Origin of the sequence: Streptomyces tardus, from assembly GCF_018101125.2 — a bacterium.
Lineage (GTDB): Bacteria > Actinomycetota > Actinomycetes > Streptomycetales > Streptomycetaceae > Streptomyces > Streptomyces tardus.
Map to the genome: position 1 here is coordinate 3,920,560 of NZ_JAELVF020000001.1, position 24,427 is coordinate 3,944,986.

Annotated in this window: 26 protein-coding genes; 17 read left to right on the forward strand and 9 right to left on the reverse strand. The window is 71.6% G+C overall.

Annotation, left to right across the window (positions count from 1 at the left end):
• Positions 1-24: 24 nt before the first annotated feature.
• A complete protein-coding gene (locus JGS22_RS16760; RefSeq protein WP_211042070.1) occupies positions 25-1,104 on the reverse strand; it encodes a GNAT family N-acetyltransferase in 1,080 nt (359 codons plus the stop codon).
• Between the two features lie 78 nt (positions 1,105-1,182).
• On the opposite strand from JGS22_RS16760, the gene fdxA reads away from it, so the two are divergent.
• Together fdxA and dapC are read left to right on the forward strand one after the other, a co-directional pair.
• Complete coding sequence (gene fdxA / locus JGS22_RS16765) at positions 1,183-1,509, forward strand: ferredoxin (protein WP_211042065.1); 327 nt, start codon at positions 1,183-1,185, stop codon at positions 1,507-1,509.
• A gap of 200 nt (positions 1,510-1,709) precedes the next feature.
• Positions 1,710-2,807, forward strand: coding sequence for a succinyldiaminopimelate transaminase (gene dapC / locus JGS22_RS16770; protein ID WP_211042066.1), 1,098 nt, complete (start codon positions 1,710-1,712; stop codon positions 2,805-2,807).
• Between the two features lie 105 nt (positions 2,808-2,912).
• Here the strand turns inward: dapC and JGS22_RS16775 are convergent, their stop codons facing one another.
• Together JGS22_RS16775 and JGS22_RS16780 are read right to left on the reverse strand one after the other, a co-directional pair.
• Complete coding sequence (locus JGS22_RS16775; RefSeq protein ID WP_211042067.1) at positions 2,913-3,332, reverse strand: ATP-binding protein; 420 nt, start codon at positions 3,330-3,332, stop codon at positions 2,913-2,915.
• Positions 3,333-3,898: 566 nt separating this feature from the next.
• Positions 3,899-4,858, reverse strand: coding sequence for a hypothetical protein (locus JGS22_RS16780; protein ID WP_211042068.1), 960 nt, complete (start codon positions 4,856-4,858; stop codon positions 3,899-3,901).
• Positions 4,859-4,895: 37 nt separating this feature from the next.
• Here JGS22_RS16780 and dapE point away from each other — a divergent pair, with 37 nt between their 5' ends.
• Together dapE and JGS22_RS16790 are read left to right on the forward strand one after the other, a co-directional pair.
• Positions 4,896-5,975: a succinyl-diaminopimelate desuccinylase gene (dapE, locus tag JGS22_RS16785; protein ID WP_211042069.1), complete on the forward strand. Its 1,080-nt coding sequence runs from the start codon at positions 4,896-4,898 to the stop codon at positions 5,973-5,975.
• 112 nt (positions 5,976-6,087) lie between these two features.
• On the forward strand, positions 6,088-6,822 hold the full coding sequence (locus JGS22_RS16790; RefSeq protein WP_211042565.1) for an LOG family protein: 735 nt from the start codon (positions 6,088-6,090) through the stop codon (positions 6,820-6,822).
• A gap of 104 nt (positions 6,823-6,926) precedes the next feature.
• Here JGS22_RS16790 and folP read toward each other — a convergent pair whose 3' ends face one another.
• Positions 6,927-7,787 carry a dihydropteroate synthase gene (gene folP / locus JGS22_RS16795; protein ID WP_211042564.1) on the reverse strand — a complete coding sequence of 287 codons (861 nt, stop codon included), beginning with the start codon at positions 7,785-7,787 and terminating at the stop codon, positions 6,927-6,929.
• Positions 7,788-8,001: 214 nt separating this feature from the next.
• Here folP and JGS22_RS27425 point away from each other — a divergent pair, with 214 nt between their 5' ends.
• Together JGS22_RS27425 and JGS22_RS16805 are read left to right on the forward strand one after the other, a co-directional pair.
• Positions 8,002-8,598 carry a DivIVA domain-containing protein gene (locus tag JGS22_RS27425; RefSeq protein ID WP_211042563.1) on the forward strand — a complete coding sequence of 199 codons (597 nt, stop codon included), beginning with the start codon at positions 8,002-8,004 and terminating at the stop codon, positions 8,596-8,598.
• Positions 8,599-8,600: 2 nt separating this feature from the next.
• Positions 8,601-9,182 carry a DNA-3-methyladenine glycosylase I gene (locus JGS22_RS16805; protein ID WP_211042566.1) on the forward strand — a complete coding sequence of 194 codons (582 nt, stop codon included), beginning with the start codon at positions 8,601-8,603 and terminating at the stop codon, positions 9,180-9,182.
• Between the two features lie 74 nt (positions 9,183-9,256).
• Here JGS22_RS16805 and JGS22_RS16810 read toward each other — a convergent pair whose 3' ends face one another.
• A complete protein-coding gene (locus JGS22_RS16810; protein WP_211042562.1) occupies positions 9,257-10,045 on the reverse strand; it encodes an enoyl-CoA hydratase/isomerase family protein in 789 nt (262 codons plus the stop codon).
• A 285-nt stretch (positions 10,046-10,330) separates the two neighbouring features.
• Here JGS22_RS16810 and JGS22_RS16815 point away from each other — a divergent pair, with 285 nt between their 5' ends.
• Positions 10,331-10,498 (forward strand): DUF3117 domain-containing protein, encoded by a 168-nt coding sequence (locus JGS22_RS16815; RefSeq protein WP_181354972.1) that lies wholly within the window; start codon positions 10,331-10,333, stop codon positions 10,496-10,498.
• A gap of 228 nt (positions 10,499-10,726) precedes the next feature.
• On the opposite strand, the gene JGS22_RS16820 is transcribed toward JGS22_RS16815, so the two are convergent.
• Entirely contained in the window at positions 10,727-11,410 is a 684-nt protein-coding gene (locus JGS22_RS16820) for an O-methyltransferase (RefSeq protein ID WP_236074036.1), read from the reverse strand.
• A gap of 316 nt (positions 11,411-11,726) precedes the next feature.
• On the opposite strand from JGS22_RS16820, the gene sigE reads away from it, so the two are divergent.
• The 5 genes from sigE to JGS22_RS16845 all read left to right on the forward strand — a co-directional run bounded on the left by sigE (position 11,727) and on the right by JGS22_RS16845 (position 16,442).
• Positions 11,727-12,413, forward strand: a complete 687-nt coding sequence (gene sigE, locus JGS22_RS16825; RefSeq protein ID WP_308405711.1) for an RNA polymerase sigma factor SigE — start codon at positions 11,727-11,729, stop codon at positions 12,411-12,413.
• The gene (locus JGS22_RS16830) at positions 12,410-13,339 is read left to right on the forward strand and encodes a zf-HC2 domain-containing protein (protein ID WP_211042559.1); all 930 of its coding nucleotides are present in this window, start codon (positions 12,410-12,412) and stop codon (positions 13,337-13,339) included. The genes sigE and JGS22_RS16830 overlap by 4 nt, the downstream gene beginning before the upstream one ends.
• A 131-nt stretch (positions 13,340-13,470) precedes the next feature.
• Positions 13,471-14,904 carry a S1C family serine protease gene (locus tag JGS22_RS16835; protein ID WP_216815020.1) on the forward strand — a complete coding sequence of 478 codons (1,434 nt, stop codon included), beginning with the start codon at positions 13,471-13,473 and terminating at the stop codon, positions 14,902-14,904.
• 121 nt (positions 14,905-15,025) lie between these two features.
• On the forward strand, positions 15,026-15,520 hold the full coding sequence (locus JGS22_RS16840; RefSeq protein WP_211039479.1) for a sec-independent translocase: 495 nt from the start codon (positions 15,026-15,028) through the stop codon (positions 15,518-15,520).
• 256 nt (positions 15,521-15,776) lie between these two features.
• The gene (locus JGS22_RS16845; RefSeq protein WP_372454269.1) at positions 15,777-16,442 is read left to right on the forward strand and encodes a hypothetical protein; all 666 of its coding nucleotides are present in this window, start codon (positions 15,777-15,779) and stop codon (positions 16,440-16,442) included.
• A gap of 116 nt (positions 16,443-16,558) precedes the next feature.
• Here JGS22_RS16845 and JGS22_RS16850 read toward each other — a convergent pair whose 3' ends face one another.
• Positions 16,559-17,731, reverse strand: a complete 1,173-nt coding sequence (locus tag JGS22_RS16850; RefSeq protein WP_211039478.1) for an Mrp/NBP35 family ATP-binding protein — start codon at positions 17,729-17,731, stop codon at positions 16,559-16,561.
• A gap of 194 nt (positions 17,732-17,925) precedes the next feature.
• Here JGS22_RS16850 and JGS22_RS16855 point away from each other — a divergent pair, with 194 nt between their 5' ends.
• The gene (locus JGS22_RS16855) at positions 17,926-18,624 is read left to right on the forward strand and encodes a hypothetical protein (protein WP_236074039.1); all 699 of its coding nucleotides are present in this window, start codon (positions 17,926-17,928) and stop codon (positions 18,622-18,624) included.
• Positions 18,625-18,901: 277 nt separating this feature from the next.
• On the opposite strand, the gene JGS22_RS16860 is transcribed toward JGS22_RS16855, so the two are convergent.
• On the reverse strand, positions 18,902-19,438 hold the full coding sequence (locus JGS22_RS16860) for a hypothetical protein (RefSeq protein WP_211039476.1): 537 nt from the start codon (positions 19,436-19,438) through the stop codon (positions 18,902-18,904).
• A 200-nt stretch (positions 19,439-19,638) separates the two neighbouring features.
• Entirely contained in the window at positions 19,639-20,772 is a 1,134-nt protein-coding gene (locus JGS22_RS16865) for a magnesium and cobalt transport protein CorA (protein ID WP_211039475.1), read from the reverse strand.
• 492 nt (positions 20,773-21,264) lie between these two features.
• Between JGS22_RS16865 and JGS22_RS16870 the strand changes: the two genes are divergently transcribed.
• The 4 genes from JGS22_RS16870 to JGS22_RS16885 all read left to right on the forward strand — a co-directional run bounded on the left by JGS22_RS16870 (position 21,265) and on the right by JGS22_RS16885 (position 24,411).
• Complete coding sequence (locus tag JGS22_RS16870; protein WP_211039474.1) at positions 21,265-21,900, forward strand: suppressor of fused domain protein; 636 nt, start codon at positions 21,265-21,267, stop codon at positions 21,898-21,900.
• Between the two features lie 43 nt (positions 21,901-21,943).
• Positions 21,944-22,582, forward strand: a complete 639-nt coding sequence (locus tag JGS22_RS16875; RefSeq protein ID WP_211039473.1) for a DUF6758 family protein — start codon at positions 21,944-21,946, stop codon at positions 22,580-22,582.
• A 193-nt stretch (positions 22,583-22,775) separates the two neighbouring features.
• Positions 22,776-23,621, forward strand: a complete 846-nt coding sequence (locus JGS22_RS16880) for a PHP domain-containing protein (RefSeq protein WP_211039472.1) — start codon at positions 22,776-22,778, stop codon at positions 23,619-23,621.
• Between the two features lie 184 nt (positions 23,622-23,805).
• Positions 23,806-24,411, forward strand: coding sequence for a MarC family protein (locus tag JGS22_RS16885; protein ID WP_211039471.1), 606 nt, complete (start codon positions 23,806-23,808; stop codon positions 24,409-24,411).
• Positions 24,412-24,427 lie beyond the last annotated feature (16 nt).

A 24,427-nucleotide genomic window follows, 5' to 3' on the forward strand; every position in this document is an offset into this window, starting at 1 on the left:
TCTCCGGTCACCGGTGCTCGCCGGTCACCGCGGGCCGGGACGCCAGTGGTGGTAGCTGTGGTGCCGGGCGAAGCCCAGCCGCTCGTACATCTGCCGCGCACCCTCATTGTCCGTCTCCACCTGAAGATAGGCAGCCGAGGCGCCCTCCTCCAACGCCTGCCGGGAGAGCGCCGACATGATCGTTGTGGCCAGTCCGCGGCGACGGCGAGCGGGGTCGGTCTCCACCGCGTTGAACCCGGCCCAGCGTCCGTCGACCACCATCCTGCCGATCGCCGCGGGCGCCTCGCCTCCGGCACCCGGCAGACTCGCCAGCCACACCGAGGGGCCGCCCTCCAGCACCGCGGTCATCGCCGGGCCCCGGGTGGTCACCCGCTGGTACCGGGTCAGCCAGCCCGGCGGAAGGGTGCGGCTCAGTTGCACCTCGCCCGGGTCGGCGGGGCCCTTTCCGGAGGCCGCCTCGGACTGCTCGGCCGCGGTGTCGGCGACCCGGGCCAGACCGGCGATCCACAGCTCGGCGCTGACGTCGATGTCCCAGCCGTGTGCGGTCAGCTCGGCACCGAGCCGCTCGCCGTCACCGTCGCCCCCGGTGCTGGTCTGCACGTACGGCCGCAGCCCGCGGGCTTCGTACCAGTCCTGCACGTACGCCAGCGCCTGCGACGTCGGCACTCCCGGATCGCCCAACGGCAGAACGGAGTTGGCCCGGCGGGTGAATCCGTCGGCCGCCCTCAGCCGCCACCCGCCGAGGTCCTCCTGCTCCACCGGCGGCCAGCCGCGGGCCGCGACTCTGGCGAGCTCGGCGGTGCCCGCCGCCGGGAGCCCCCGCCGCCCGGCCGGAGTGCGCGGTACGACCTTGCCGGCGACCAGGTCGCCCTCCGCCAGCGACACCTGCCGGCCGTCCCTGCGCGTGATCCACAACACGCCGGCTGTCCACGATGTGAGCACCCCGACGGTGTCCGTGAAGGTTTCCGAAGCGGGTCCCGCGCGGGTCAAGCTCCGCACTGACACGCGTTTTCCCACGTCATCGGCTTCGATCCGCACTTCCAGTCGTCCGCTCACGGTGAACTCCGCTCTTCTCCTCGACCCTCTTGTTCGTCTCTCTACCAGGAGCGGCGATACTAGGGGTGGGCATCGACGACGCCGCGCTCCCGCGCGAGATGAGCCCTACCTAGGAGGAACGACAGCGTGACCTACGTCATCGCGCAGCCTTGTGTCGACCTGAAGGACAAGGCGTGCATCGAGGAGTGCCCCGTCGACTGCATCTACGAGGGCAAGAGGTCCTTGTACATCCACCCGGACGAATGCGTCGACTGCGGGGCCTGTGAGCCGGTCTGCCCGGTTGAAGCCATCTTCTACGAGGACGACACCCCCGAGGAGTGGCAGGACTTCTACAAGGCGAACGTCGAGTTCTTCGACGAGCTCGGTTCCCCGGGCGGCGCCAGCAAGCTGGGGCTGATCGACCGTGATCACCCCGTCATCGCTGCGCTTCCGCCGCAGGAGCACGACGAGTAGAAGCCCACGGCGTGGCACGGCCGTACGGCCGGCCGCGACCCGAGCGGTCCGCAAGCCGACCGCGGTCCCGTACGAACGCCCCTCGTACGGGACCGCGGTGTTTCCGGTTCCGGGCCGCCGCAGCGGTCGCCAACGGTCGCCGTGCCCGCTGTGCGGAGCTGTGCCGTGAAGAGTTGAGCGTGGAGAAAGTGAGTCAGCGCGTGCCATCAGTCTCGTCCCGTCTGCCGGTCTTTCCCTGGGACCGCCTGGAGCCCTACAAGGCGACGGCCGCGGCGCATCCCGGCGGCATAGTGGACCTCTCGGTCGGTACGCCCGTCGATCCGGTGCCGCAGCTGGTCCAGCGGGCGATGGCCGACGCCACCGACCGGCCCGGCTACCCCACGGTGTGGGGGACGTCCGAGCTGCGCGACGCCGTCGCCGGCTGGTGCGAACGACGGCTGGGCGCCGTGGGGGTGGGCCATCGAAACGTACTGCCGGTGGTCGGTTCCAAGGAGCTGGTCGCCTGGCTGCCGGTGCAGCTCGGGCTCGGTCCGGGCGACCGGGTCGCGTACCCGCGGCTGGCATATCCGACGTACGAGGTGGGCGCGCGACTCGCGGGCGCCGAACCGGTCGTCTACGACTCGCCGACGGAGCTCGATCCGACCGGGCTGAAGCTGCTGTGGCTGAACTCCCCGTCCAATCCGACCGGCAGGGTGCTCTCGCTCCGGGAGCTGCGGGAGATCGTCGAATGGGCCCGTCAGCACGGGGTCCTGGTCTTCAGCGACGAGTGCTATCTGGAACTCGGCTGGGAGGCCGAACCGGTCTCGGTGCTCCACCCCGAGGTGTGCGGCGGCAGCTTCGAGGGCCTGGTCTCCGTGCACTCGCTCTCCAAGCGCTCCAACCTGGCCGGCTACCGCGCCGCCTTCGCCGCCGGTGACGCGGAGGTGCTCGAGGAGCTGCTCCTGGTGCGCAAGCACGGCGGAATGATGACGCCCGCGCCGGTGCAGGCCGCGATGATCGCGGCGCTCGGCGACGACGACCATGTCGCGCAGCAGCGTGCCCGGTACGCCGCCAGGCGCGAGGGGCTGCGCGGGGCGCTGTCCCGTTGCGGTCTGGCGACCGAGCACAGCGAGGCGTCGCTCTATCTGTGGGCCACCCGGGACGAGCCCTGCTGGGACACGGTGGGCGCGCTCGCTGAGCGGGGCATCCTGGTCGCACCCGGCGACTTCTACGGACCGGCGGGCGAGCGTTTCGTGCGGGTCGCCTTCACCGCGACCGACGAGCGCGTCGCGGAGGCCGTACGACGGCTGGAGAGCTGACACGACGACAGCGCGGGCCCGGAGGTCTCCGGGCCCGCGCTGGTGGTTCGGCGGCTCGCACACACCGCGTTCGGGCGGAGCCGGGCGGTGCCGGCGGACTCCGCGTCAGCCGAGGGGCAGGCCCTGTACCGGCAGCCCGCCGATGGAGGCGTTGCTCAGCGGGAGGCTGTCGAGCGCGGCGGCCGGGGTGCTGTCCAGGCCGCGGGTGCCGATGCCTTCGGTGACGGTGCTGACCGTGGTGTCGAGCACGTCGGTCGCCTCCACCGCGGGCGCACCGGACCTGGTGAGGCTGTCGACGGGGGCGCCGGCCTCGGCGGGCAGGGTGGTGTTGACCAGGTCGGCACCGGTCTCGCCGGCCAGATCCGTGACGCCCTGGGCCGCGCCGTCCAGGTTGCTGACGCCACCGAGGTCCGGCGTCTTCGGCAGGTCGACGGCCTGGGCGGAGCCTGCGGCGGCACCGACGACGGACGCGGCGCCCGCAGCCGTCAGCAGTGCGCTCTTGGCGATCCGGCGGGTGAAGGACATGTTGCTCCTTTGACGGAGTGGCGTTCGGGCTTCCGGGCAGCGCCCGGTCAGACGCAGTGCCTATCGCCCGCGCGGCCCCGGAAGTTGCGGCCCGACTCGGTAAAGGATTGGTAATGCGTCGCATCATATGGGCAGGAGAACGGGGCTCGAGAGGCGTACCGCGACCGGTCGACTCGCCTTCGCGACAAGGCCGGAGCCTGCGGTGACTGGGTGGGAAGCGTTCGTGCGCGACGCCCGCCCCCGCTCCGGCGACGACCGCGGCGCCGGTGGGTGAAAGTCGGAGCGAACGGATCGGAGTTGCTCGATGGGGTGAGATATTCGGAGCGAGGTTGACGCTGGTGGTGCCGCCGCGTCGTCGCCTCTGGGCACCGCGTCGCGGTCCGGGAGACGCGCCGCGTCCCGCCCCGAACCCACAGCGGGCGAACCGCAGTCGACACACGGCCCGTGAACTCTCGCTCCGTGAACTCTCCGCACCCAGTGCTCTCCGCGCTCCCGGCCCCCGAGCCGTCGGTGCGCGACCGTGCGGCCCGTGGCCCTGCGGCCGGCGAGGGCGGTCCGGCCACGGCCTACCGGGTCAGCGTCAGCCGTACGTCCCCGTCGGCGCGCTCATCCCGCTGCCAACCGCTTCCCGCGGTGGCGGCGTCCCAGACATAGCCGTCGTGGGCGATGCGTGCGACCCCGAGGTGGGAGGCGTTCGCCAGCGACCAGTGTGCCAACTGCCAGCCCCGACGGGTGGTTTCGGCAGTACCGCCGGAGCCGCCCTTGGCATCGTCGCGCGGCACCTGGATGCGCAGCGTCGCTCCGCGCTCGGCGTCGCCGTTCTGGCCGCCGTTCCGACCCGCGCCGTTCTTCCCGCCGCCGCTGCCGCCGGGGGACGGGGCGATCAGGCCCTTGCCGTGCTCCCGCTCCAGCTTGGCACGGACCTTTGCCGCGTCACCGACGACCGGCTCGCCCTCGCGCTTGCCCGAGCAGTTGATCCCGGCCTCCGCCCGTCCGCTGAGCGCCGCCGTCAGCAGAGCGGCGCGCGGCTCGTGCTTGGCGTACGCCAGCGGGAACGCGCTGCGCTGCACCCGCTGGGCCGCGTCGGTGAGCTCCAGCTCGGAGTAGTCGGGGATCTCCACCAACCGTGCGTAGAAGATCTCCGCCGAGTACACCGGGTCCATGATCTGCTCGACGGTCCCCCAACCCTGCGTCGGGCGCTGCTGGAAGAGGCCGACCGAGTCCTTGTCGCCGTAGTCGATGTTGCGCAGCATCGACTCCTGCATCGCGGTCGCCAGGGCTATCGTCACCGCCCGGTCGGGCAGGCCGCGGGCGGCGGCCACCGCCTCGATGGTCGCGGCGTTGCGGATCATCTGGGGCTCCAGCTCCCAGGGTTCCTGCTTCTCGCCGCCCTCGACGACGCAGCGGAAGGGCCCCTCCTCGCTGCTCTTCTGCAGCACCAGGAGGTACCCGCCGAGCGCGAACAGCACCACACAGGCGCCCACGATCCGCGCCCACCTGCCCAAACGTCCCCGCTGCTCGGCCATCCCACCAGCCTATAGGGGCACCGGTAGGGTCCTGCCCATGGCCCCGAAGACGCTTGATCTGCACCAGGACGCGGCCCTCCTCACCGCGCAGCTCGTCGATTTCCCCTCGGTCAGCGGCGAGGAGAAAGCTCTCGCCGACGCCATCGAGACCGCACTGCGGCAGCTGGACCACCTGGAAATCCTCAGGCACGGCAACAACGTCCTGGCCAGGACGCGGCTGGGTCATCCTGAGCGGGTGGTGCTGGCCGGCCACATCGACACCGTGCCGATCGCCGGCAACGTGCCCTCCCGCCTTGACGAGGACGGCACCCTCTGGGGCTGCGGGACCTCCGACATGAAGTCCGGCGTCGCCGTACAGCTGCGGATCGCCGCCACCGTCACCGAGCCCAACCGCGACCTGACCTTCGTCTTCTACGACAACGAGGAGGTCGAGGCCCACCGCAACGGGCTCGGCCACATCGCCCGCGACCTGCCCGACTGGATGGCGGGCGACTTCGCGGTCCTGCTGGAGCCGTCCAGCGGCGAGGTGGAGGGCGGCTGCCAGGGCACGCTGCGGGTGCTTCTGCGCACCGTCGGGCAGCGGGCCCACTCCGCCCGGAGCTGGATGGGGGAGAACGCCGTGCACGCCGCCGCGCCCATTCTCAACCGCCTCGCCGCATACGAGCCGCGCCGCGTGGTGATCGACGGACTGGAGTACCGCGAGGGCCTGAACGCGGTCCGCATCGGCGGTGGCGTCGCCGGGAACGTCATCCCCGACGAGTGCGTCGTCACGGTCAACTACCGGTACGCGCCCGACCTCGGCGAGGAGCAGGCGCTCGCCCACGTGCGGGAGGTGTTCGCGGACTGCGGTGTGAAGGAGCTGGTGGTCGACGACCACAGCGGGGCAGCGCTGCCGGGTCTCGGCCACCCCGCCGCGGCGGCGTTCATGGCGGCCGTCGGCGGTACGCCGCAGCCCAAGTTCGGCTGGACGGACGTCTCGCGCTTCAGCGCTCTCGGGGTGCCGGCGGTCAACTACGGCCCGGGCGAGCCGAGTCTGGCGCACCGCGTCGACGAGCGAGTCGACACGGCGAAGATCCTGCACTGCGAGGAGCGGCTGCGGAGCTGGCTCACCGACTGAGGCGTACGGGGTGCCGGGGTGCCCCGTACAGGTTCCGTACCCGGGGAATTGTCCCTCGGGTCGGCCGGCGCTGCGTACCCTTGGCCGAAGATCGAGGCGGAGGGAGCGCGAGATGAGCAGCGCAGACGAGCGGGAGCTCAAGGAGCAGCGGTTGGGTCCGGTCGTACGCCGCAGGGGGCAGATGCAGCCGGGCACCGCCGACCAGCGGCTGCTGGATTCGAGCGGGCCGTCCGACTTTGTCCACCAGGACCCCTGGCGGGTCATGCGCATCCAGTCCGAGTTCGTCGACGGCTTCGGAGCGCTGGCCGAAGTGGGGCCCGCCATCAGCGTGTTCGGCTCCGCGCGGACCCGCGAGGGCACGCCGGAGTACACGGCCGGGGTGGCGCTCGGCCGGGCCCTGGCGGAGGCCGGCTACGCGGTCCTCACCGGTGGCGGGCCGGGTGCGATGGAGGCGGCGAACCGCGGTGCCTCCGAGGCCGGCGGCGTCTCGGTGGGCCTGGGTATCGAGCTGCCCTTCGAGCAGGGTCTGAACAGCTACGTCGATCTCGGGGTGAACTTCCGCTACTTCTTCGTGCGGAAGACCTGCTTCGTCAAGTACTCGCAGGGCTTCGTCGTCCTGCCCGGCGGGCTCGGCACTCTGGACGAGCTGTTCGAGGCGCTGACGCTGGTGCAGACCCGCAAGGTCACCCGCTTCCCGATCGTGCTCTACGGCACGGAGTACTGGGAGGGTCTGCTCGGCTGGCTCCGGAACACCGTCGCCAAGGAGGGCAAGATCGCCCCGGGCGATCTGGACCTGCTGGAGCTCACCGACGACGTCGACGAGGCAGTCTCCCTGCTGACGACGTAGACCGGTCCGGTCCCGGCCGTCGGCCCGCGCCGCCGGCCGGACACCGGCCCGTCCGCCCCCGCGAAACGCTCCCGGTCGCGACCGCCCCGCCGACCGGCCCGGCGCTAGGCGAGTCCGCGTCGCGCCACGGCCGGCGGGCGGTGACCGGCGATCGATGCCACCATTTCCAACACCTGCCGTGTCTCGGCGACTTCGTGGACCCGGTAGACCCGGGCGCCCAGCCAGGCGGAGACCGCCGTCGTCGCCAGCGTGCCGATCAGCCGCTCCTTGACCGGCCGGTCGAGGGTCTCGCCGACGAAGTCCTTGTTGGAGAGCGAGACCAGCACCGGCCAGCCGGTGGCGGTCATCTCCTCCAGCCTGCGGGTCGCCTCCAACGAGTGGCGCGTGTTCTTCCCGAAGTCGTGGCCGGGGTCGATCATGATCGCGTCCCGTCTCACGCCGAGCGCTGCGGCGCGGTCCGCGAGCCCGGTCGTCACGCGCAGAATGTCCGCCATCACATCCCGGTACGTCACCCGATGGGGTCGGGTACGGGGCTCGGCCCCGCCGGCGTGGGTGCACACCAGCCCCGCGTCGTACCTCGCCGCCACCTCCGCGAGTCGCGGATCGACGCCGCCCCAGGCGTCGTTGAGCAGGTCAGCGCCCACCTCGCAGACGGCCTCGCCCACTTCGTGCCGCCAGGTGTCCACGCTGATCACCACGTCGGGGTACCGCCTGCGCACCTCGGCGACGAAACCGACCGTACGGCGGATCTCCTCCTCGGCGGTGACCTCATCGCCCGGCCCTGCCTTCACTCCGCCGATGTCCACGATCGCGGCACCCTCGGAGACCGCCTGCTCGACACGGTCCAACGCCGGCTCGTCGCGGAAGGTGGCGCCCCGATCGTAGAAGGAGTCGGGGGTGCGGTTCACGATCGCCATGATCACGGGCTCGTGTGCACCGAACTCCCGCTGTCCCAGCCGCAGCATGAGGCGTCCTTCCTGAGTGGGGGAGCGGAGTGAAGCGTTTCGTCGTGACCCTAACCCCGGCCGCTGACAACCGCGTTCGGGTGCGCCGGGCGCGGGCCGGACCGGTGGTGCCTTCCGTGCCGGTCGCCACGGGGACGTCCCCGGTCGCCGCGCGCATGGCAGGATCGGGGGAGCCGTGGATGTGCGGCGGACGGTACGACGGGGAGCGACGGTCGTGTTCTGGTTTCTGCTCTTGGGACTGCTCCTGGTGATCGGCGCGGTCACACTCGCGGTGAGCGGCAGCGGTGTCGGCAGAGGCGGGGACCGCGTGGTCGGCGGCCTCGCCGACCCCGTACCGGAGCGGCTCGCAGGCGACCTGCCGCCCGACCGCCCGGTCGCGCGCACGGACATCGACACGCTGCGGCTGCCGCTGGCCCTGCGCGGATACCGCATGGAGGAGGTCGACGACGCCCTGGACCGGCTCGGCGCGGAGCTCTCCGAGAGGGACGCGCGGATCGCCGAGCTGGAGGCGGCGCTCGCCGGAGCCCAGGCGGGCGCGGTGGGCGGCGAACTCCCGGACGAACCGCGCGGCACCGGTGAAGTCCCGCCGCCCGACGCGGAGTCGGGACCGCAGCACCTGTCCCCCAGCACCACCGAGAGCCGGCGTCGGCCCGGTACGGATCTCGACGCCGGGACGGACGAGCACGGCGTTCACGACGCGGAGCCCCCGAACGGCCCGTGGGCGATTCGGGACGTACGGGACGATGATGTCAGTGCCGCCGGTGAGGGGCCCGGTGCGGCTCCCCGCAGCGGTGGGGCGGAGAACCGGTGAGCGTGCACGGCGGCGCCGTCGCAGGCGCCGACGGACTGCCGCGCTGCCCCTGGGGCGCTGGCCCCGAGGACTACAGCACCTACCACGACCAGGAGTGGGGCCGGCCTGTCCACGGGGACGGCGCGCTCTTCGAGCGGCTGTCGCTGGAGGCGTTCCAGTCCGGACTCTCCTGGCTGACGATCCTGCGGCGCAGGGCGGGTTTCCGTACGGCCTTCGCGGGGTTCGACATCGCGGTGGTCGCCGGGTTCACCGACACCGACCGGGAGCGGCTGCTCCAGGACGCCGGCATCATCCGCAACCGCGCCAAGATCGACGCCACGCTCTCCAACGCACAAGTGCTCGCGGGCTGGCAGCAGGGCGAACTCGACGCGCTCATCTGGTCGTTCGCGCCGCCGGCCGGCGCCGCGCCGGCCGCGCTCGACGACGTACCGGCCAGCACCGCCGCCTCGACCGCCCTGGCCAAGGAGCTGAAGCGCCGCGGGCTGCGGTTCGTCGGGCCGACGACGGCGTACGCGGCGATGCAGGCGTGCGGTCTGGTCAACGACCACCTGGCCGGGTGCGCCTTCCGCAGCCCCCGGCCGTAGGACCGGCGCGCCCCGGCGGGACACCCCGACCGGCCGCTGCCCCGACGGCTGGGGGCCGTACGCCGAGCGGGGGCTCAGCGCCCCAGGAAGCGCGGCTTCTCCTTCTTCACGAACGCCTCCACCGCGATGTGGTGGTCCTCGGAGGAGCCGGCGCGCACCTGCAGCTCCGCCTCCTTCTCCAGAGTCTCCGCGAGTGTGTGCTCGGCGCCGAACGCGAGTGACTCCTTCAGCGCCGCGTACGAGGCGGTCGGTCCCTCCGCCAGCCTGCGGGCGAGCTCCAGCGCCGTGCCCGGCAGCTCGTCGGCGGTCACCACGCGCTGCACCAGGCCCAGCTCCAGTGCCTCGTCCGCTTTCACGGAGCGCGGGAAGAGCAGCAGATCCGCGGCTCGGGCGGGCCCGATCAGGCGGGGGAGTGTCCACGACATGCCCGAGTCCGCGGTCAGTGCGATTCCCGCGAAGGAGGTGTTGAAGGCTGCGGTGTCGGCGGCGATCCGGTAGTCGGCGGCGAAGGCGAATCCGGCCCCGGCCCCCGCGGCGACACCGTTGACCGCGGCCAGCACCGGCTTGGGCATGGTGGCGATCGCCCGGGTGATCGGGTTGTAGTGGTCGGTGACCGTGGTGAGCGCCTCGCCCCCGTGCTCCCGCAGCGCCTCGATGTGCTCCTTGAGGTCCTGGCCGACGCAGAAGGCGCGCCCGGTGCCGGTGAGCAGCACGGCGCGCACGGAGGTGTCGGCGGCGGCCTCCTCCAGCGCGTCCCGCAGCGCCTCTTTGGTCTCGCGGTTGAGGGCGTTCATTGCCTCGGGACGGTCGAGGGTGATCGTCGCGAGGCCGTCGGTCGTGTCGTGCGCAACGGTGTCGGCCATGGACCCAGCATGGCGGAGATCAACGGGCGCGAACAGGCCGTCCGACGGCGACGCGCGGTGTGACCTGTGTCTACCGGAGGCACGCCGGTGGCGGAGTATGACGGTCGTCGCAGCGGTATATGCCGTTTTGACTGGGCGCGTTGCACAGAAGATGCCTGCCGATGTTGGTCAACGGGTCCTGCGATGCGGGATAATGATGGTGAAGCGATGTGTTCGATGCCGGTGACATCTGGGTTGTCACCTGCGACGAGCTGGTTCGAGCTGGTTTCAGGAAGGGGAACGAGCATGGCGGCCATGAAGCCGCGGACGGGCGATGGTCCGCTAGAGGTGACCAAAGAGGGGCGGGGCATCATCATGCGCGTTCCGCTCGAAGGCGGTGGACGACTCGTCGTCGAGCTGACCCCGGATGAAGCGGTCGCACTGGGTGAGGAACTGAAGAAGGTCACCGGCTAGCGGTCGGTCGACGCACCTTGTGGTGATTTCCACGAGAGCCCCCGGGACGGTTGACGCCGTACCGGGGGCTCTCGTCGTCGTCCCGCGCGGGCGGGCGCACTTCGAGCGGGTGCGGGTGCGGGTGCGGAGGGCGACCGCGCGCGGGGTGGGCGCGTGCGGTGGATGACCACCTGCGTGCGGGTGTCGGAGGTGGGCCGACGGACCGGACGGCGCGCTGTCGCGAGGTCGTCAGCGGGTGCGCTTGATCGCGCAGAGCAGCCCGTCGCCCACCGGCAGCAGCGTCGGCAGGAGCTCTTCGCTGTCCCGTACCGTGCGCAGCAGCTCGCGGACTCTGAGCACGTCCGCCGTCTGGGCCGCGGAGTCGACCGTGCGGCCGTCCGCGAAGACCCCTTCGAAGCAGACCAGGCCGCCCGCGCGCAGCAGGCGCAGCGACTCGGCGAGGTACTCCAGCGTCTCCTGGAGGTCGGCGTCGCAGAAGACCAGGTCGTACGCGCCGTCGGCGAGGCGGGGGAGCACGTCCAGCGAGTGCCCCGCGATCAGCCGGGCCCGGTTGCCGGCGAAACCGGCGGCGCGGAAGGCCTGGCGGGCGAACTGCTGGCGTTCGGGCTCGACGTCCACGGTGGTGAGCACGCCGTCGGGACGCATGCCGTGCAGCAGATGGATGCCGGAGACGCCGGTGCCGGTGCCGATCTCCACCACGGCCTTGGCATCGGTGGCCGCCGCGAGGAGCCGCAGTGCCGAGCCCGTACCGTCCGAGACCGGTCGGAGTCCCGCCTCGCGTGCCCGGCTGTGCGCCCAGCTGAGTGCGGCGTCCGCGGCAGTGTCGACGTGGTCGACGCCGTACGCTTCGGCGAACGCCCAACTCGTCTGCCGGTTGCCGGTAATGGTCCGTCTCCTGTCCCCGTGGACCAGGTCTGCGTGGTCTACGTGCGTCAACGTGACTGTATCCGCTGGCCCCGGGAACCTGGAGACGGGATCGCGCGTTGAAACCATCAGGTGACCGAGGCGTGGCGCACGCGCCAGTTGTGACGGGGGTCCGTGAATGGGACTGGGGCACAGGAGGCCGGTGCACAAGCCGTCCGAAAATGCTTATCCGGAGCTAACGGGGCAGATGGCTAAGGTGAGTGCTCCACTGGACACCACCAGAGCCGACAGGGGAGGTGCGGCTTCGGCCGGTGATCGGCGGGCGCTTCGGCTTCCCCGCTGGTGTTCCGGCAAGCCAACATCTGTGACCGACAACGCTGACCGCAGTCCCGCCACTACTTCCGCGTCCACCAAGGCGCCCGCGACAGCGGTGTTCGCCGAAGACGCGGAGAGTCAGACGTGGACGCCTCCCTCGTGGGAGGAGATCGTCAGCACGCACAGCGCACGGGTGTACCGCCTGGCCTACCGCCTCACCGGAAACCAGCACGACGCCGAGGATCTCACGCAGGAGGTCTTCGTCCGGGTCTTCCGGTCCCTGTCGACCTACACGCCCGGCACCTTCGAGGGCTGGCTGCACCGGATCACCACCAACCTTTTCCTCGACATGGTCCGCCGCAAGCAGCGGATCCGCTTCGACGCGCTGGCCGACGACGCCGCCGAGCGCCTCCCCAGCCGCGAGCCCTCCCCCCAACAGCACTTCAACGACACGCACTTCGACGCGGACGTCCAGCACGCGCTGGACACCCTCGCCCCGGAGTTCCGCGCCGCGGTGGTGCTCTGCGACATCGAGGGACTCTCGTACGAGGAGATCGCCACGACTCTCGGGGTCAAGCTCGGCACCGTGCGCAGCCGTATCCACCGGGGCAGGTCCCAGCTGCGCAAGTCGCTCAAGCACCGCTCGCCCGCCCGCAGGGCCGAACTTCCGGTGGTCGAGCAGCCGGTGCCTGTCGGAGCCGTCGACGCGCCCCTGGCGGAAGGTGGTGCACGGTGAGCGGTCCAGCTGAGCCGACACCGGTGGAGCTGCACCTCGGAGACCGGCTCGCGGCGCTGATCGACGGCGAGTTGTCGGACGAGCCCCGTGAACGCGTGCTCGCCCATCTGGTGACCTGCCCCGACTGCAAGGCCGAGGCCGACGCACAGCGCAGGGTCAAGAGCGTCTGCGCGGGCAGTGCACCGCCGCCCCTGTCGGACGGGCTGCTGGCCAGGCTCCAGGGCCTTCCGGGCGCGGGCCGGGAAGGGCCGGTCGACTACTTCGGGCCCGGCGCCTCGGGCGGGCTGAGCATTCACTACCCCCTCACCCCCGACGCCGGCCACCACAGCCCGCTCTCCGGCGGTGGGGTCCTCGATTCCCCCCGCGGTTTCCGCACCCACCGCCCCTCGGAGATGGAGCGGACGGCGCGGGGCCGCCGGTTCGCCTTCGCCGCGGCAGGCGCCGTTTCGCTCGCGGCGGTCGCCCTGGGCGGCGTGGTCAGTTCCGGGCAGAGCACTGCGGGCAGCCCGACGACGGCCGCCCCCGCGCGGGTTCCCGCGGCCGGCGTCGAGCGCGGCGAGCGGCGGGGCGAGTCGGGCGTGACCGAGCGGGCAGCGGGCCCGTACGCACAGCCCACCACGCACAGCAGCCCGCTGAGCGCGCTCAGGGAGCGGGCCGGGTGGGCCACGGGCTCCCGCGTACAGGAGATCTATGCGCCGGGCCTCGGGCCGCTGGCCGCGGGTCGGGCGTCCCTGCCGCTTCTCTCACCTCCACTGGCCCTGGCCGCCGCACAGCGCGGTGTGCCGGTGACCGCCGCCGACGCCCCCAGCGGGCGATCGGGAGCGAGACCGTACGCGATGCCCAGCGCAAACGGTTCTCCGGCCGGCCCGCAGCCGCCCGGTCCGCTCGCCGACCGATCGGGCGCTCCGCCGGCCTCCTATCCCTGACCTCCGCAGCCGGGCGCCGAGTTGTCCAGGGGCGGACGGTTGCCTGCGCGGGGCCTCGCGCGCCTGGTTCAATTCGTCAGTGGCAGTGCCCGGGAGGGCTCCCGGGTGAACGCGTGAGGTGTGGGAAAAGCATGGATGAGTCGAGCGGCTCCGAGCCGAGGCCGAAATGGTGGAACAGGCCGCGTCGCGACGCCGGTTCCGACGACGCGATCGTCGGAGCGACCGGTGAGGTGTCGGCGCACGACGCGGCGGGAGGCCCCGCAGAGTCGGCGGAAGTGCCGTCGCAGGGGCCCGGTGCCGGGCAGAGCCGCGCCCCGGCAGCCACCCCGCTGCACCCCGAAGACCCGTACGGCACGCCCCCTTACGGCGGCCCCGGCCCGTGGGCGCTTGCCCCGCCCGTACAGCACCCCAGGGCGCAGACGACCCCCGCACACGGCGTCTCGGTGCCCCCGCCCGGCCCCCGTGGTCGCACGCTGCTCGTCGGCGCGCTGCTGGTCGCCCTGCTGGCAGGTGCGGTCGGCGGTGCGGTCGGCATGTACGTCGAGCGCAACGGCGGTTTCGGTCGTGTCTCGCTCTCACAGCCGGCCGGCGAGGGCGGCGACCGGCCCAAGGACAGCGTCGCCGGTATTGCCGCCGCCACGCTGCCGGGCGTGGTCACCCTTCACGTCCGCGGTGGTTCGGGACAGTCGACGGGCACCGGCTTCGTCCTCGACGACAAGGGCCACATCCTCACCAACCACCACGTGGTGCGTTCCGCCGCTCAGGGTGGCCGTATCGGAGTGACCTTCAACGGCGGCGAGACGGTCCGCGGCCGGCTCATCGGCGGCGACGGCGGCTACGACCTGGCAGTGGTGAAGGTCGACAGGGTCGACGGGCTGCGCCCCCTTCCGCTGGGCAACTCCGAGGCCGTGCAGGTGGGCGATCCGGTGGTGGCGATCGGGTCCCCGTTCGACCTGGCCGGCACGGTCACCACGGGCATCATCAGCGCCAAGGAGCGTCCTGTCACTGCCGGTGGCCGGGGCGACGGCACGGACATCAGCTACGTCAACGCGCTCCAGACCGACGCGCCCATCAACCCGGGCAACTCCGGCGGCCCGCTGGTCGACACCAGGGGCCGGGTGGTCGGGGTCAACACCGCCATTCGCAGCGGTGAGGGCGGTAGAGGCGGCGCGGACGAGCAGGGCGGTGGTTCGGTCGGTCTCGGCTTCGCGATCCCGGTCAACCAGGCCAAGCGCGTGGCCGAGGAGCTGATCAACGACGGCAGGGCGACCCATCCGGTGATCGGCGTCAGCGTCGACATCGCCGATCAGTCCGAGGAGGGCGCCCGGGTCGGTGGCGGCGAGGGCGACCAGCCCGGAGTGGTGCCCGGTGGGCCGGCCGACGACGCGGGGATGAAGGAGGGGGATCTCATCACCGCGGTGGACAGCGCCCGGGTGCGCAGCGGCGAGGAGCTGATCGTCAAGATCCGCAGCCACAAGCCCGGGGACGAGCTGGAGTTGACAGTGGAGCGCGGCGGCAAGGAGCGCAGCGTGAAGGTGACGCTCGGTTCGGGGAGCAGCGAGTGACGGCCGACCGCACCGAGGCCGAACTCGACCCGCTCCCTCCCGCTCGCACACCTGTGCCGGGTACCGTGGCGCCGTGGACCTCCGCAGGCCGGAGGCAGGGAACTGCTGAGGGAGTGGCACCGTGATCTTCGACATCGGGGCGATGGAAGTGGTGGTGCTCATCATCCTGGGCATGCTGCTCTTCGGACCCGAGAAGCTACCCAAGCTCATTCAGGACATCGTGGGCTTCATCCGCAAGGTGCGTAGCTTCTCGGACACCGCGCGGGACGACATCCGCAAGGAAATGGGTCCGGAGTTCAAGGACTTCGAGTTCCAGGACCTGCACCCCAAGCGGTTCGCGCAGAAGCATCTGATGGAGAACGACGACCTGGGCATCAAGGAGCTGCGGGAGAGCCTGGACCTGCGCAAAGAGCTGAACGAGGTCAGCGACGCCGTCAACATCTACAAGAACGGCGGGGTTTCGGACGGTCCGCCGGAGCTGCTGCGCAAGCCGGAGAGCGAGCAGGCGGCCGAGACTGCCAAGACTCCCAACCTCACAAAGTCTCCTGACCTCTCCAAGCCTGTCAATGGCTCCGCCGCCGGTGCTCCACCGGTTTTCGACCCCGACGCGACCTGAGCTTTCTGCTGCTCCGCGGGGGTGGCAGGGCCCTCTTCGCCCCCTGTCGCCGGTATGCCGAAGCAAGCGGTGTGATGTCCGTCATGCCCGCCGAGCGCCCTGAAGGTGGCTATCCTCCCTGTGTCCGGGGTCGGTCCCAGAAGCCTGTCCGTGCAACGAAGCGTCACGCCGCAGCAGTTGAGCGGCACGCTCCGGGCGGACGGCGAATGGGGGCAGGACGACCATGACAAACGGGGTACAAGGAGGCTTCGCGCAGATGGAGACAACGAGTCGGGCCACAGCGCCTGGGCGCGCCGGCGGTCCGTCCGCTCCGCAGCGGAGAGCGGATACCGGAGAGTTGACCGCGCTGGCGGAGGCGGCGCAGTTCCCCTGGTACGGACTGGACGAGGCGTTCAGCGGTCGGCGTTGGGTGGGTCAGGTCCGTACCGGCCTCGACGGCACCGTGGAGCACGGCGCCATGGGACACGGCGAGGAGCCCTCCCTGCGCTTCGAGACCAACCCCGCGGTGCAGCGGTTCGCCGTGGTCGTCACCGTGGCCACCCGACCGGTGCGGGCCAGCGCGGACGGTACGGGTGTGCTGGACGCGACCAGCGGGGCATCGGCGGCCTGGCTCGCCGGATCCGGGCTGCTCTCCTGCACCTGGCCGACCCACATGGAGCGTGCGCTGCGCCAGGCGTGGCTCGACCAGCAGACCGACATCGCCTGGGACCTCGCCGACAACCTCGGTGGTGAGGGTTGGAGCACGCTGTCCCTGCCGGTCGACGGAGTGCCCGCGGACTTCCACTACCGCGAGTCCGACTACGGCTGGGTGCTGGCCGGTACGGCCGGCGACAGCGTGCACCTCGGCGCCTACGGCCGCGGCCTGAGCGCGTACGGGCTGGGTTTCAGCGCGGTCAAGGACCTGACGGCGTACAGCGGTTGAGACAGACCGCGCAGGCAGCGCCGGCGTCGACCGCGCCGGCTCTGCGGGCATGAGTGGGGCGGACCACTGCGCGGTGGTCCGCCCCACTCATGCCACCGCCCGCAGGGCGCGGCGGATCAGAACTTGTTGCTCGGGGTCAGCCCCAGCGACATCCCGGACAGACCGCGCTGACGGCCGCCGAGCTTGCCCGCGATCGTGCGCAGCGAGGAACCGGCCGGGGAGTCGGGGTCGGTCAGCACGACCGGACGCCCGTCGTCGCCGCCCTCGCGCAGGCGTACGTCGATCGGCACCGAGCCGAGCAGCGGCACCTGCGCGCCGGTGGTCTGGGTCAGACCGTCCGCGACCCGCTGCCCGCCGCCGCTGCCGAACACGTCGACCATCTCGTCGCAGTGCGGGCAGGGCAGCCCGGCCATGTTCTCCACGACGCCGACGATCTTCTGGTGCGTCTGCACGGCGACGGAGCCGGCTCGCTCGGCAACCTCGGCCGCGGCCTGCTGCGGGGTCGTGACAACCAGGATCTCCGCGTTGGGGATCAACTGGGCGACGGAGATGGCGATGTCGCCGGTGCCGGGGGGAAGGTCCAGCAGGAGCACGTCCAGGTCGCCCCAGTAGACGTCCGCGAGGAACTGCTGCAGGGCGCGGTGCAGCATCGGGCCGCGCCAGACGACCGGGGCGTTGCCCGGGGTGAACATCCCGATGGAGATGACCTTCACGCCGTTCGCCGACGGCGGCATGATCATGTCCTCGACCTGGGTCGGGCGGCCTTCGGCGCCGAGCATCCGGGGCACCGAGTGACCGTAGATGTCGGCGTCCACAACGCCGACCTTGAGGCCGTCGTCGGCCATCGCCGCGGCGAGGTTGACCGTCACCGAGGACTTGCCGACGCCGCCCTTGCCGGAGGCCACGCAGTACACCCGCGTCAGGGAGTTGGGCTGAGCGAAGGGCACCTCGCGCTCGGTCTTTCCGCCGCGCAGGGTGTCGGCGAGCTCGCGCCGCTGCTCGTCGCTCATCACATCGAGCGTGACGGTGACCGCGGTGACGCCCTCGACGCGTTCGACGGCCTCGGTGACGCGGGAGGTGATGGTCTCGCGCATCGGACAGCCGGAGACCGTGAGGAAGATTTCCACGGCGACGGCACCGCCGGCGGCGATGCCGACCGATTTGATCATGCCCAGCTCGGTCAGGGGCCGGTTGATCTCCGGGTCGTTCACCGTCGCCAGCGCGGCGCGCACCGAGTCCTCGGTGGGGAGTGATTCGCCGGACGCGGGCCCGTACGTGTCGGTAGCCATACGTCGATGGTACGGCGCCCCGGGGGTTCCACTGAATGGTCCCCGGGTGCGGAAAGGTAAGGTGCCGTCTGCTCCGTCAACCGTGGGACCCGGGAGGACGAACGTCTGTGAGCGCACACTCCGAGCGAGTACCTCCCTCTCGAGCCGTGTGCCGCTCGACGATCGCTCTGGGGCTGGTGCTCCTCACCGGCGCGATGTCCGGCTGCGGAGAGGAGCAGGACCCCGACGAGGGCACCAACGGAGTGGGCAAACTCACCGCCAAGCAGATCGAGGCCAAGGCCCGCAAGAGTGCCGAGGGCGCCGACGCGGTACGGCTGTCGGGCACGGTGGTCAGCAAGGGCAGCTCGTACCGGATCGACATGCGGCTGAAGGAGAACGGCGGCGTCGGCGAGGTCTCGGCCAAGGACGGGCCGCGCTTCGAACTGCTGCGGCTCGCCGAATCGCTCTACCTCAAGGCGGACGCCGACTTCTGGGCCCACGACGGCAAGGGCGGCAAGCAGAGCGCCGCCGACAAGCAGGCCGCCGGCAAGTTGGAGGGCAAGTACGTACGGGTCCACTCCGAGGATCCCTCGTACAAGCAGCTGAGCGCCTTCACCGATATGAAGGTGCTGATGGAGGGGCTGTTGAGCCTGGACGGCGAGCGCGAGGTCGGGGAACGCAAGGAGATCGGCGGCGTGCGCACGGTGCAGGTGATGGCCGGCGAGGGCGGCGGCGGCAGACTGGACGTGGCGCTGGTCGGCAAGCCCTACCCGCTGCGCCTGGAGCGCGGCGGTGGGGCCGGCGTGGTGGAGATGGCCGAGTGGGGCAAGGACTTCACGTTGCGCAAGCCGAAGAAGGAGCAGACCGTCGACCACGGCGAGCCGGGCGCAGGGAGCGGCCTCAGCGGCAGCTGAGCGCAACTGCGCGTACCTGTCGGGGAGTTGGCCCGGCGGCCCGGTGCGCGTCCTCGTACGGGCCGCTCCGGCGGACGAGCTCGCGCCGACCGGGCGGTACGGCCGCGGAGCGAGGCCGATGCCTGCCACCGGAACTGCCCGCAGGAAACCAACTGCCCGCAGGAAACCAACTGCCCACGGAAGCGAACGTCCCTTCCGGGAACGAACAGTCCACCGGCCCGCCCGTACGGCAGCGGGGCACGAGCCCGCGATGCCCGGGACTCGCAGTGGTCCGGGCCTACTTCCGGCGGCGGCGGAAGAGCAGCTTCGGCAGCCCGGCCGGGGCCGGGTTCCGAGTGGTGGCGGGGGTCGGGAGCGGTACGGCCGCGGTCGAGCCGTCCGGCATGGCACCGGGGCGCTGCATCGGATCGCCGGCGGGCTCGAGGCGGAGCACCCGGCATTCGGCGGCCCAACGAGCGGCCAGATTCTCGGAGTCGGGGGCGTTGAGCCGCTTGCCCTTCAGCTCGGCCACCGCCGCCTCCCACTGCGGCGAGCGGGGAGCGAGCTCCGTGACCCGAGCCGGCCAGACGACCAGCCGGCCGCCCTTGTCCTTGCTGCGCGCCGTGACGGTGGCGTCGCTGCCGTCCGCCAGGCCCAGCCCGTCGACCGGCTGCTCGCCCGGGCCCGTCACCAGGCAGACCGCACCCTCGTGCCACACGTGCCACAGCGCGCGCGAAGGGCCGTAGGGCCCGCGGACCCAGAGCAGCCCGGACTTCTTGGCCGTCTCCTCGATCAGTGCCCGTGAGAGGAGTGGCTGATCAGCGGTCTCGGTCATGCGCCGACCCTACCGCGGGGCCCGGACAGCCCGAGGCGGAGGCAAACCCGCCCGCCGCGGGGCCCACCGGGCGGCGCGGCCCGCGCACCCGACGCCGTACGCCCTCCGCACACCGGGCTCCGCCCTCCGCACGCCGATCCGCAACGCCAACCCGTACCTCAACTCCGCTCTCCGGCCGCGCTCTTCGCGGGGAGAGCGGATCAGAGCCAGCCGTTGCGCCTGAAACCCCGGTGGATGGCGAAGCACGCGGTGCAGATGAACGCCATCACCATCGGATAGCCGTACGTCCACTCCGTCTCCGGCATGACCTCGAAGTTCATGCCGTACACCCCGGCGATCATCGTCGGTACGGCGAAGATCGCGGCCCACGCGGTGATCTTGCGCATGTCCTCGTTCTGCGCGACCGTGGCCTGCGCCAGATTGGCCTGGAGAATGGAGTTGAGCAGGTCGTCGAAGGAGAGCACCTGCTCGTTCACCCTGGCCAGATGGTCGGCCACATCGCGGAAGTATTTCTGGATGTCCGGCTCCATCATCGTCATCGGCCGCTCGCTGAGCTGGCGCATGGGTCGCAGCAGCGGGGAGACGGCGCGCTTGAACTCCAGCACCTCGCGCTTGAGTTGGTAGATACGGCCCGCGTCGCCGCCGCGCCGTCCGGCAGCGCCCGACTGCGAGAAGACGTCGATCTCCACCTCGTCGATGTCCTCCTGGACGGCTGCCGCCACCCCGAGGTAGCCGTCCACCACCTGGTCGGCGATCGCGTGCAGAACCGCGCTCGGGCCTGCCGCGAGGCGCTCGCTGTCCTGCTCCAACCGGTGCCGGAGCGCCCGCAGCGAGCCCTGCACGCCGTGCCGCACGGTGATGATGTAGTCGAGCCCGGTGAAGCAGGCCACCTCGCCCGTCTCCACCACCTGAGCCGCGCCGCGCTCCTGGTCGACCGCGCCCGCGGTGAGCGCGCGGTTCACGTAGTGGACCGTCTTGAAGACGGTGAAGACCGAGTCGTCGTAGCGCTCCAGCTTGGGTCGCTGGTGCGCCTGCACCGCGTCCTCGACCGCCAGCGGGTGCAGCCCGAACTCGGTGGCGATCCCGGCGAACTCGACCTCCGTCGGCTCGTGCAGCCCGATCCAGACGAACTCCCCGGCGCCCCGGCGCACCTGCCGGAGCGCCTCCTCGGGGCGCAGGCACTCCGCGACCCGCCGCCCCTCGCGGTACACGGCGCAGTCCACCACCGCGCTCGGCAGTGCGGCGGCGGCACCGAGCGGTCCCTCGTGCAGTGTCCGACGCTCGCGCCGCAGCGAAGGGCGGACGACGGAACGCAGTTCACGGATCATCGACATGCGGAACTCCTTCGCGGGGCGCGGGAGGACGGTGGCGGCGTGGGCCGTCAGCGGCGAGGAGTGCGCAGGGCGCGCGGGGGAATGCCGGTCCGCGGGGCTCCGCCGGCCCCGTTTCCGGGAGCGGTCCACAGGCCTACGACGGAAGCGCGAGTGGAAACCAGACGCGGAACGTAGCTGCGGTAAGTCGCCGAGAGGTCGTGGTGTGCACCATCGGACCGGATTCTCCGGGCGCTGCCGAGCGGGTCAGGCCGCTGCCGGAGCGGGAGAGTGGCTGCTGCCGGATGGTCGACTGGGAAGATCCACGCGAGCCCCACCTCCTCCGGCCAGTCCCCTCTCGGGGAAGATCAGCTATGCCTGACGGACGCTCAACGGTAACACTGGCACAGGCGCCCGAAAGCCGCATCCGACCTGCTCCCGGGCTGCTCTTTGCCCAATCTGTACCAGCCCGTTGCCGCCTCCACGGGCTTGGCCGGCACGCCATAAACTCGCCGTATGAATCGCGTTCTCGAACTGGTGGAAGCCCGGCTGGTCAGTGAGCTGGGGGAGCCCGACGCACGTGCCGCGGTGACCTTCCTCGGTATCGAGCGGATCGAGGTGCTGCGGTTCACCGCCGACAGCGCCGAGGGGCCTGTGCTGCGGTACGCCACCCTCGGCATGTCGGGAGCGCCGATGGCCGACCCGACCGCGGCGCTCGCCGATCCGGACCGCGGCCCGCGCGCCGAACTGCTGTTCTCCGTACGCCCCCTGAGTCGCCCCAGTGCGCGACCCGCGGGCGCCGAGGGCGTTCCCGACACCGACAAACTGCTCCGGCCGCTGGCCGTGTTGGCCGCTTCTCCGCAGGTGGAGGGCGTTGTCGTGACGCCGGGCGCCTCACTGGACGTGGGCGAGCCGCTGTGGCCCGGCGCTCCGTTCACCTCGGTCCTGGTCGCCGAACCGGGCGGCCTGGTAACGGACTTGGAGCTGGGAGAACCACACGATCCGGTGCGCTTTCTGCCGTTGCTCCCGATGACGCCCAACGAGGCGGCGTGGAAGCGCGTGCACGGTGCCCAGGCGCTGGAGGAGCGGTGGCTCGCCGAGGGCACGGATCTGCGCGACCCGGTGCGCCGGTCGGTACCACTGACCGGGTGACCGTCCTTGACGAAGGGCCCCGGGGATAGGACCGTAAGGCCCCATGAGGGGTGAACCGAGTTGCCCGAAATGCGGTGGTCGGGTCAGGGCGCCCGGCCTTTTTGACGACTCCTGGCAGTGCGACGAGCACGGCACCGTCCATCCGTTGCAACCGGTGGTCCCGCCCAGCGTGGAAGCGCTCGGCGTGGTGGTCAGCCGCACCCGGGTACCGGTCTGGATGCCGTGGCCGCTGCCGCTCGGCTGGCTCTACACCGGAGTTGCGTCGGCGGGCGACGACCGCAGCGGCGGCCGAGCCACCGCGGTCGCCTGTTCGGGGCCCGGACCTCTCGGTGGGCCGGGGGAGTTGCTGCTGATCGCCGAGGAGCTCGGTGTCGGCCTCGGTGCGCGGTTCGCCGGCATCCCGGGGCCCGATCCCGGCCCCGCGCTGGCGATGGACGGCGCGCCGCAGGCGAAGGTCTTCGCAGCCGGGCGCCCGACCCCGCTGTGGAAGGTCAACGGAGTGCCCGAGGACCGTGCGGTCTTCGCCGGCGAGGCACGCGGCCTGTGGCTGTGGGCGGTCGTGTGGCCGATGAAGTCCGGAATGCTCCTCTACGACGATCTGATACTGACCGATCTGCGCGACGCCGGCGCCGAGGTGGACCTGCTGCCCTGCGGCGCCCTCTCACCCCGACTGCTCGACTGACCTGTCGGCGCGTCCGTACGACGAGGCGTCTGTGGTGTCCGTACGACGAGGCGTCCGTCGGGACGGACGTCCCGCCCGGCTGTCCGCGAGCACGCCGCCGGACCGTGTCCGGCCTCACGCCGTACTCGGCCCGGCGCCCGCCGCCGCGTCGATAGAATCGCTGTCGTCCTGTCCGCCGACACCGGGAGCCGCCGTGCGCATCGATCTGCACACGCACTCCACCGCGTCGGACGGTACGGACACCCCCGCCGAGCTCGTGCGCAACGCAGCCGCACGCGGTCTGGACGTCGTCGCGCTCACCGACCACGACACTGTCGCCGGCCACCGAGAGGCCGCGGAGGCACTGCCGTCCGGGCTCACGCTGGTCACCGGGACCGAGTTCTCCTGCCGTCTGAACGGCGTGAGTCTGCATCTGCTCGGCTACCTCTTCGACCCCACCGAGCCCGAACTCGCCCGCGAGCGCGAGCTGCTGCGGGACGACCGCGTTCCGCGTGCCCGGGGCATCGTCGACAGTCTGCGGCAGCTCGGCGTGCCGATCACCTGGGAGCGGGTGCTGGAGATCGCGGGGGACGGCAGCATCGGACGGCCGCACATCGCCACCGCCATGGTGGAGAGCGGCGTGGTGAACTCCGTCTCGGACGCCTTCACTTCGGAGTGGATCGGCGGCGACGGCCGGGCCTACGTGGAGAAGCACGAACTGGACCCGTTCCGGGCGGTCCGCATGATCAGAGCCGCCGGCGGCGTGTCGGTCTTCGCGCATCCCTTCGCGGCCAAACGCGGTCGGTGTGTGCCGGAGAGCGCCATCGCGGAGCTGGCAGAGGCGGGCCTCGACGGCGTCGAGGTCGACCACATGGAGCACGACCGGGACGTCCGAGCCAGACTGCGCGGGCTCGCCGGGGAGCTCGGGCTGCTCGCCACCGGTTCCAGCGACTACCACGGCGAGCGGAAGGCCTGTCAGCTCGGCGAGCACACCACCGAGCCCGATGTGTACGCCCAGATCGCCGACCGCGGCTCAGGCGCGGCGCCGCTGACCGGCTGAACCACCGCTCCCGTGCCGCGTCCCGGCACCCGTCGCTCTGTGCCCGACGTGCCCGACGTGCTGCCCGACGTGCCGACTCCGCGCCGACCGCGTCCGGCGGCCGAGGCACGCCTGCCGACGCCGTCCGCGCTCCGCGGCGGTCGCCCCTCCGCCCAACCCGTTCGCACCCACTCGAGGCCCCACCGTGTTCGACGCCGCCGTCTTCGGCTCACTCTTTCTGACCCTCTTCGTGATCATGGATCCGCCCGGCATCACGCCGATCTTCCTCGCGCTCTCCTCCGGCCGACCGGTGAAGGTGCAGCGGCGGATGGCCTGGCAGGCGGCGCTGGTCGCCTGCGGCGTCATCACGCTGTTCGGCCTGGTGGGCAAGGAGATCCTGGACTATCTCCATGTCTCGATGCCCGCGCTGATGGTCGCGGGAGGTCTACTGCTTCTGCTGGTCGCCCTGGACCTGTTGACCGGCAAGACCGACGAGCCGAAGCAGACCAAGGAGGTCAACGCCGCGCTCGTACCGCTCGGCATGCCGCTGCTCGCCGGCCCGGGTGCGATCGTCGCGGTGATCCTCGCGGTGGAGAAGGCCGACGACCTGGCCGGGAACGCGGCCGTGTGGTGCGCGATCGGCGCGATCCATCTGGTGCTGTGGCTGACGATGCGGTTCTCGCTGGCGATCGTGCGTGTGATCAAGGAGGGCGGCGTCGTACTGGTGACGCGCCTCTCCGGCATGCTGCTTTCGGCGATCGCGGTCCAGCAGATCGCCAACGGCGTCACCCAGTTCATCAGGGGAGGCTGACCTCCGGCCGGCCCGG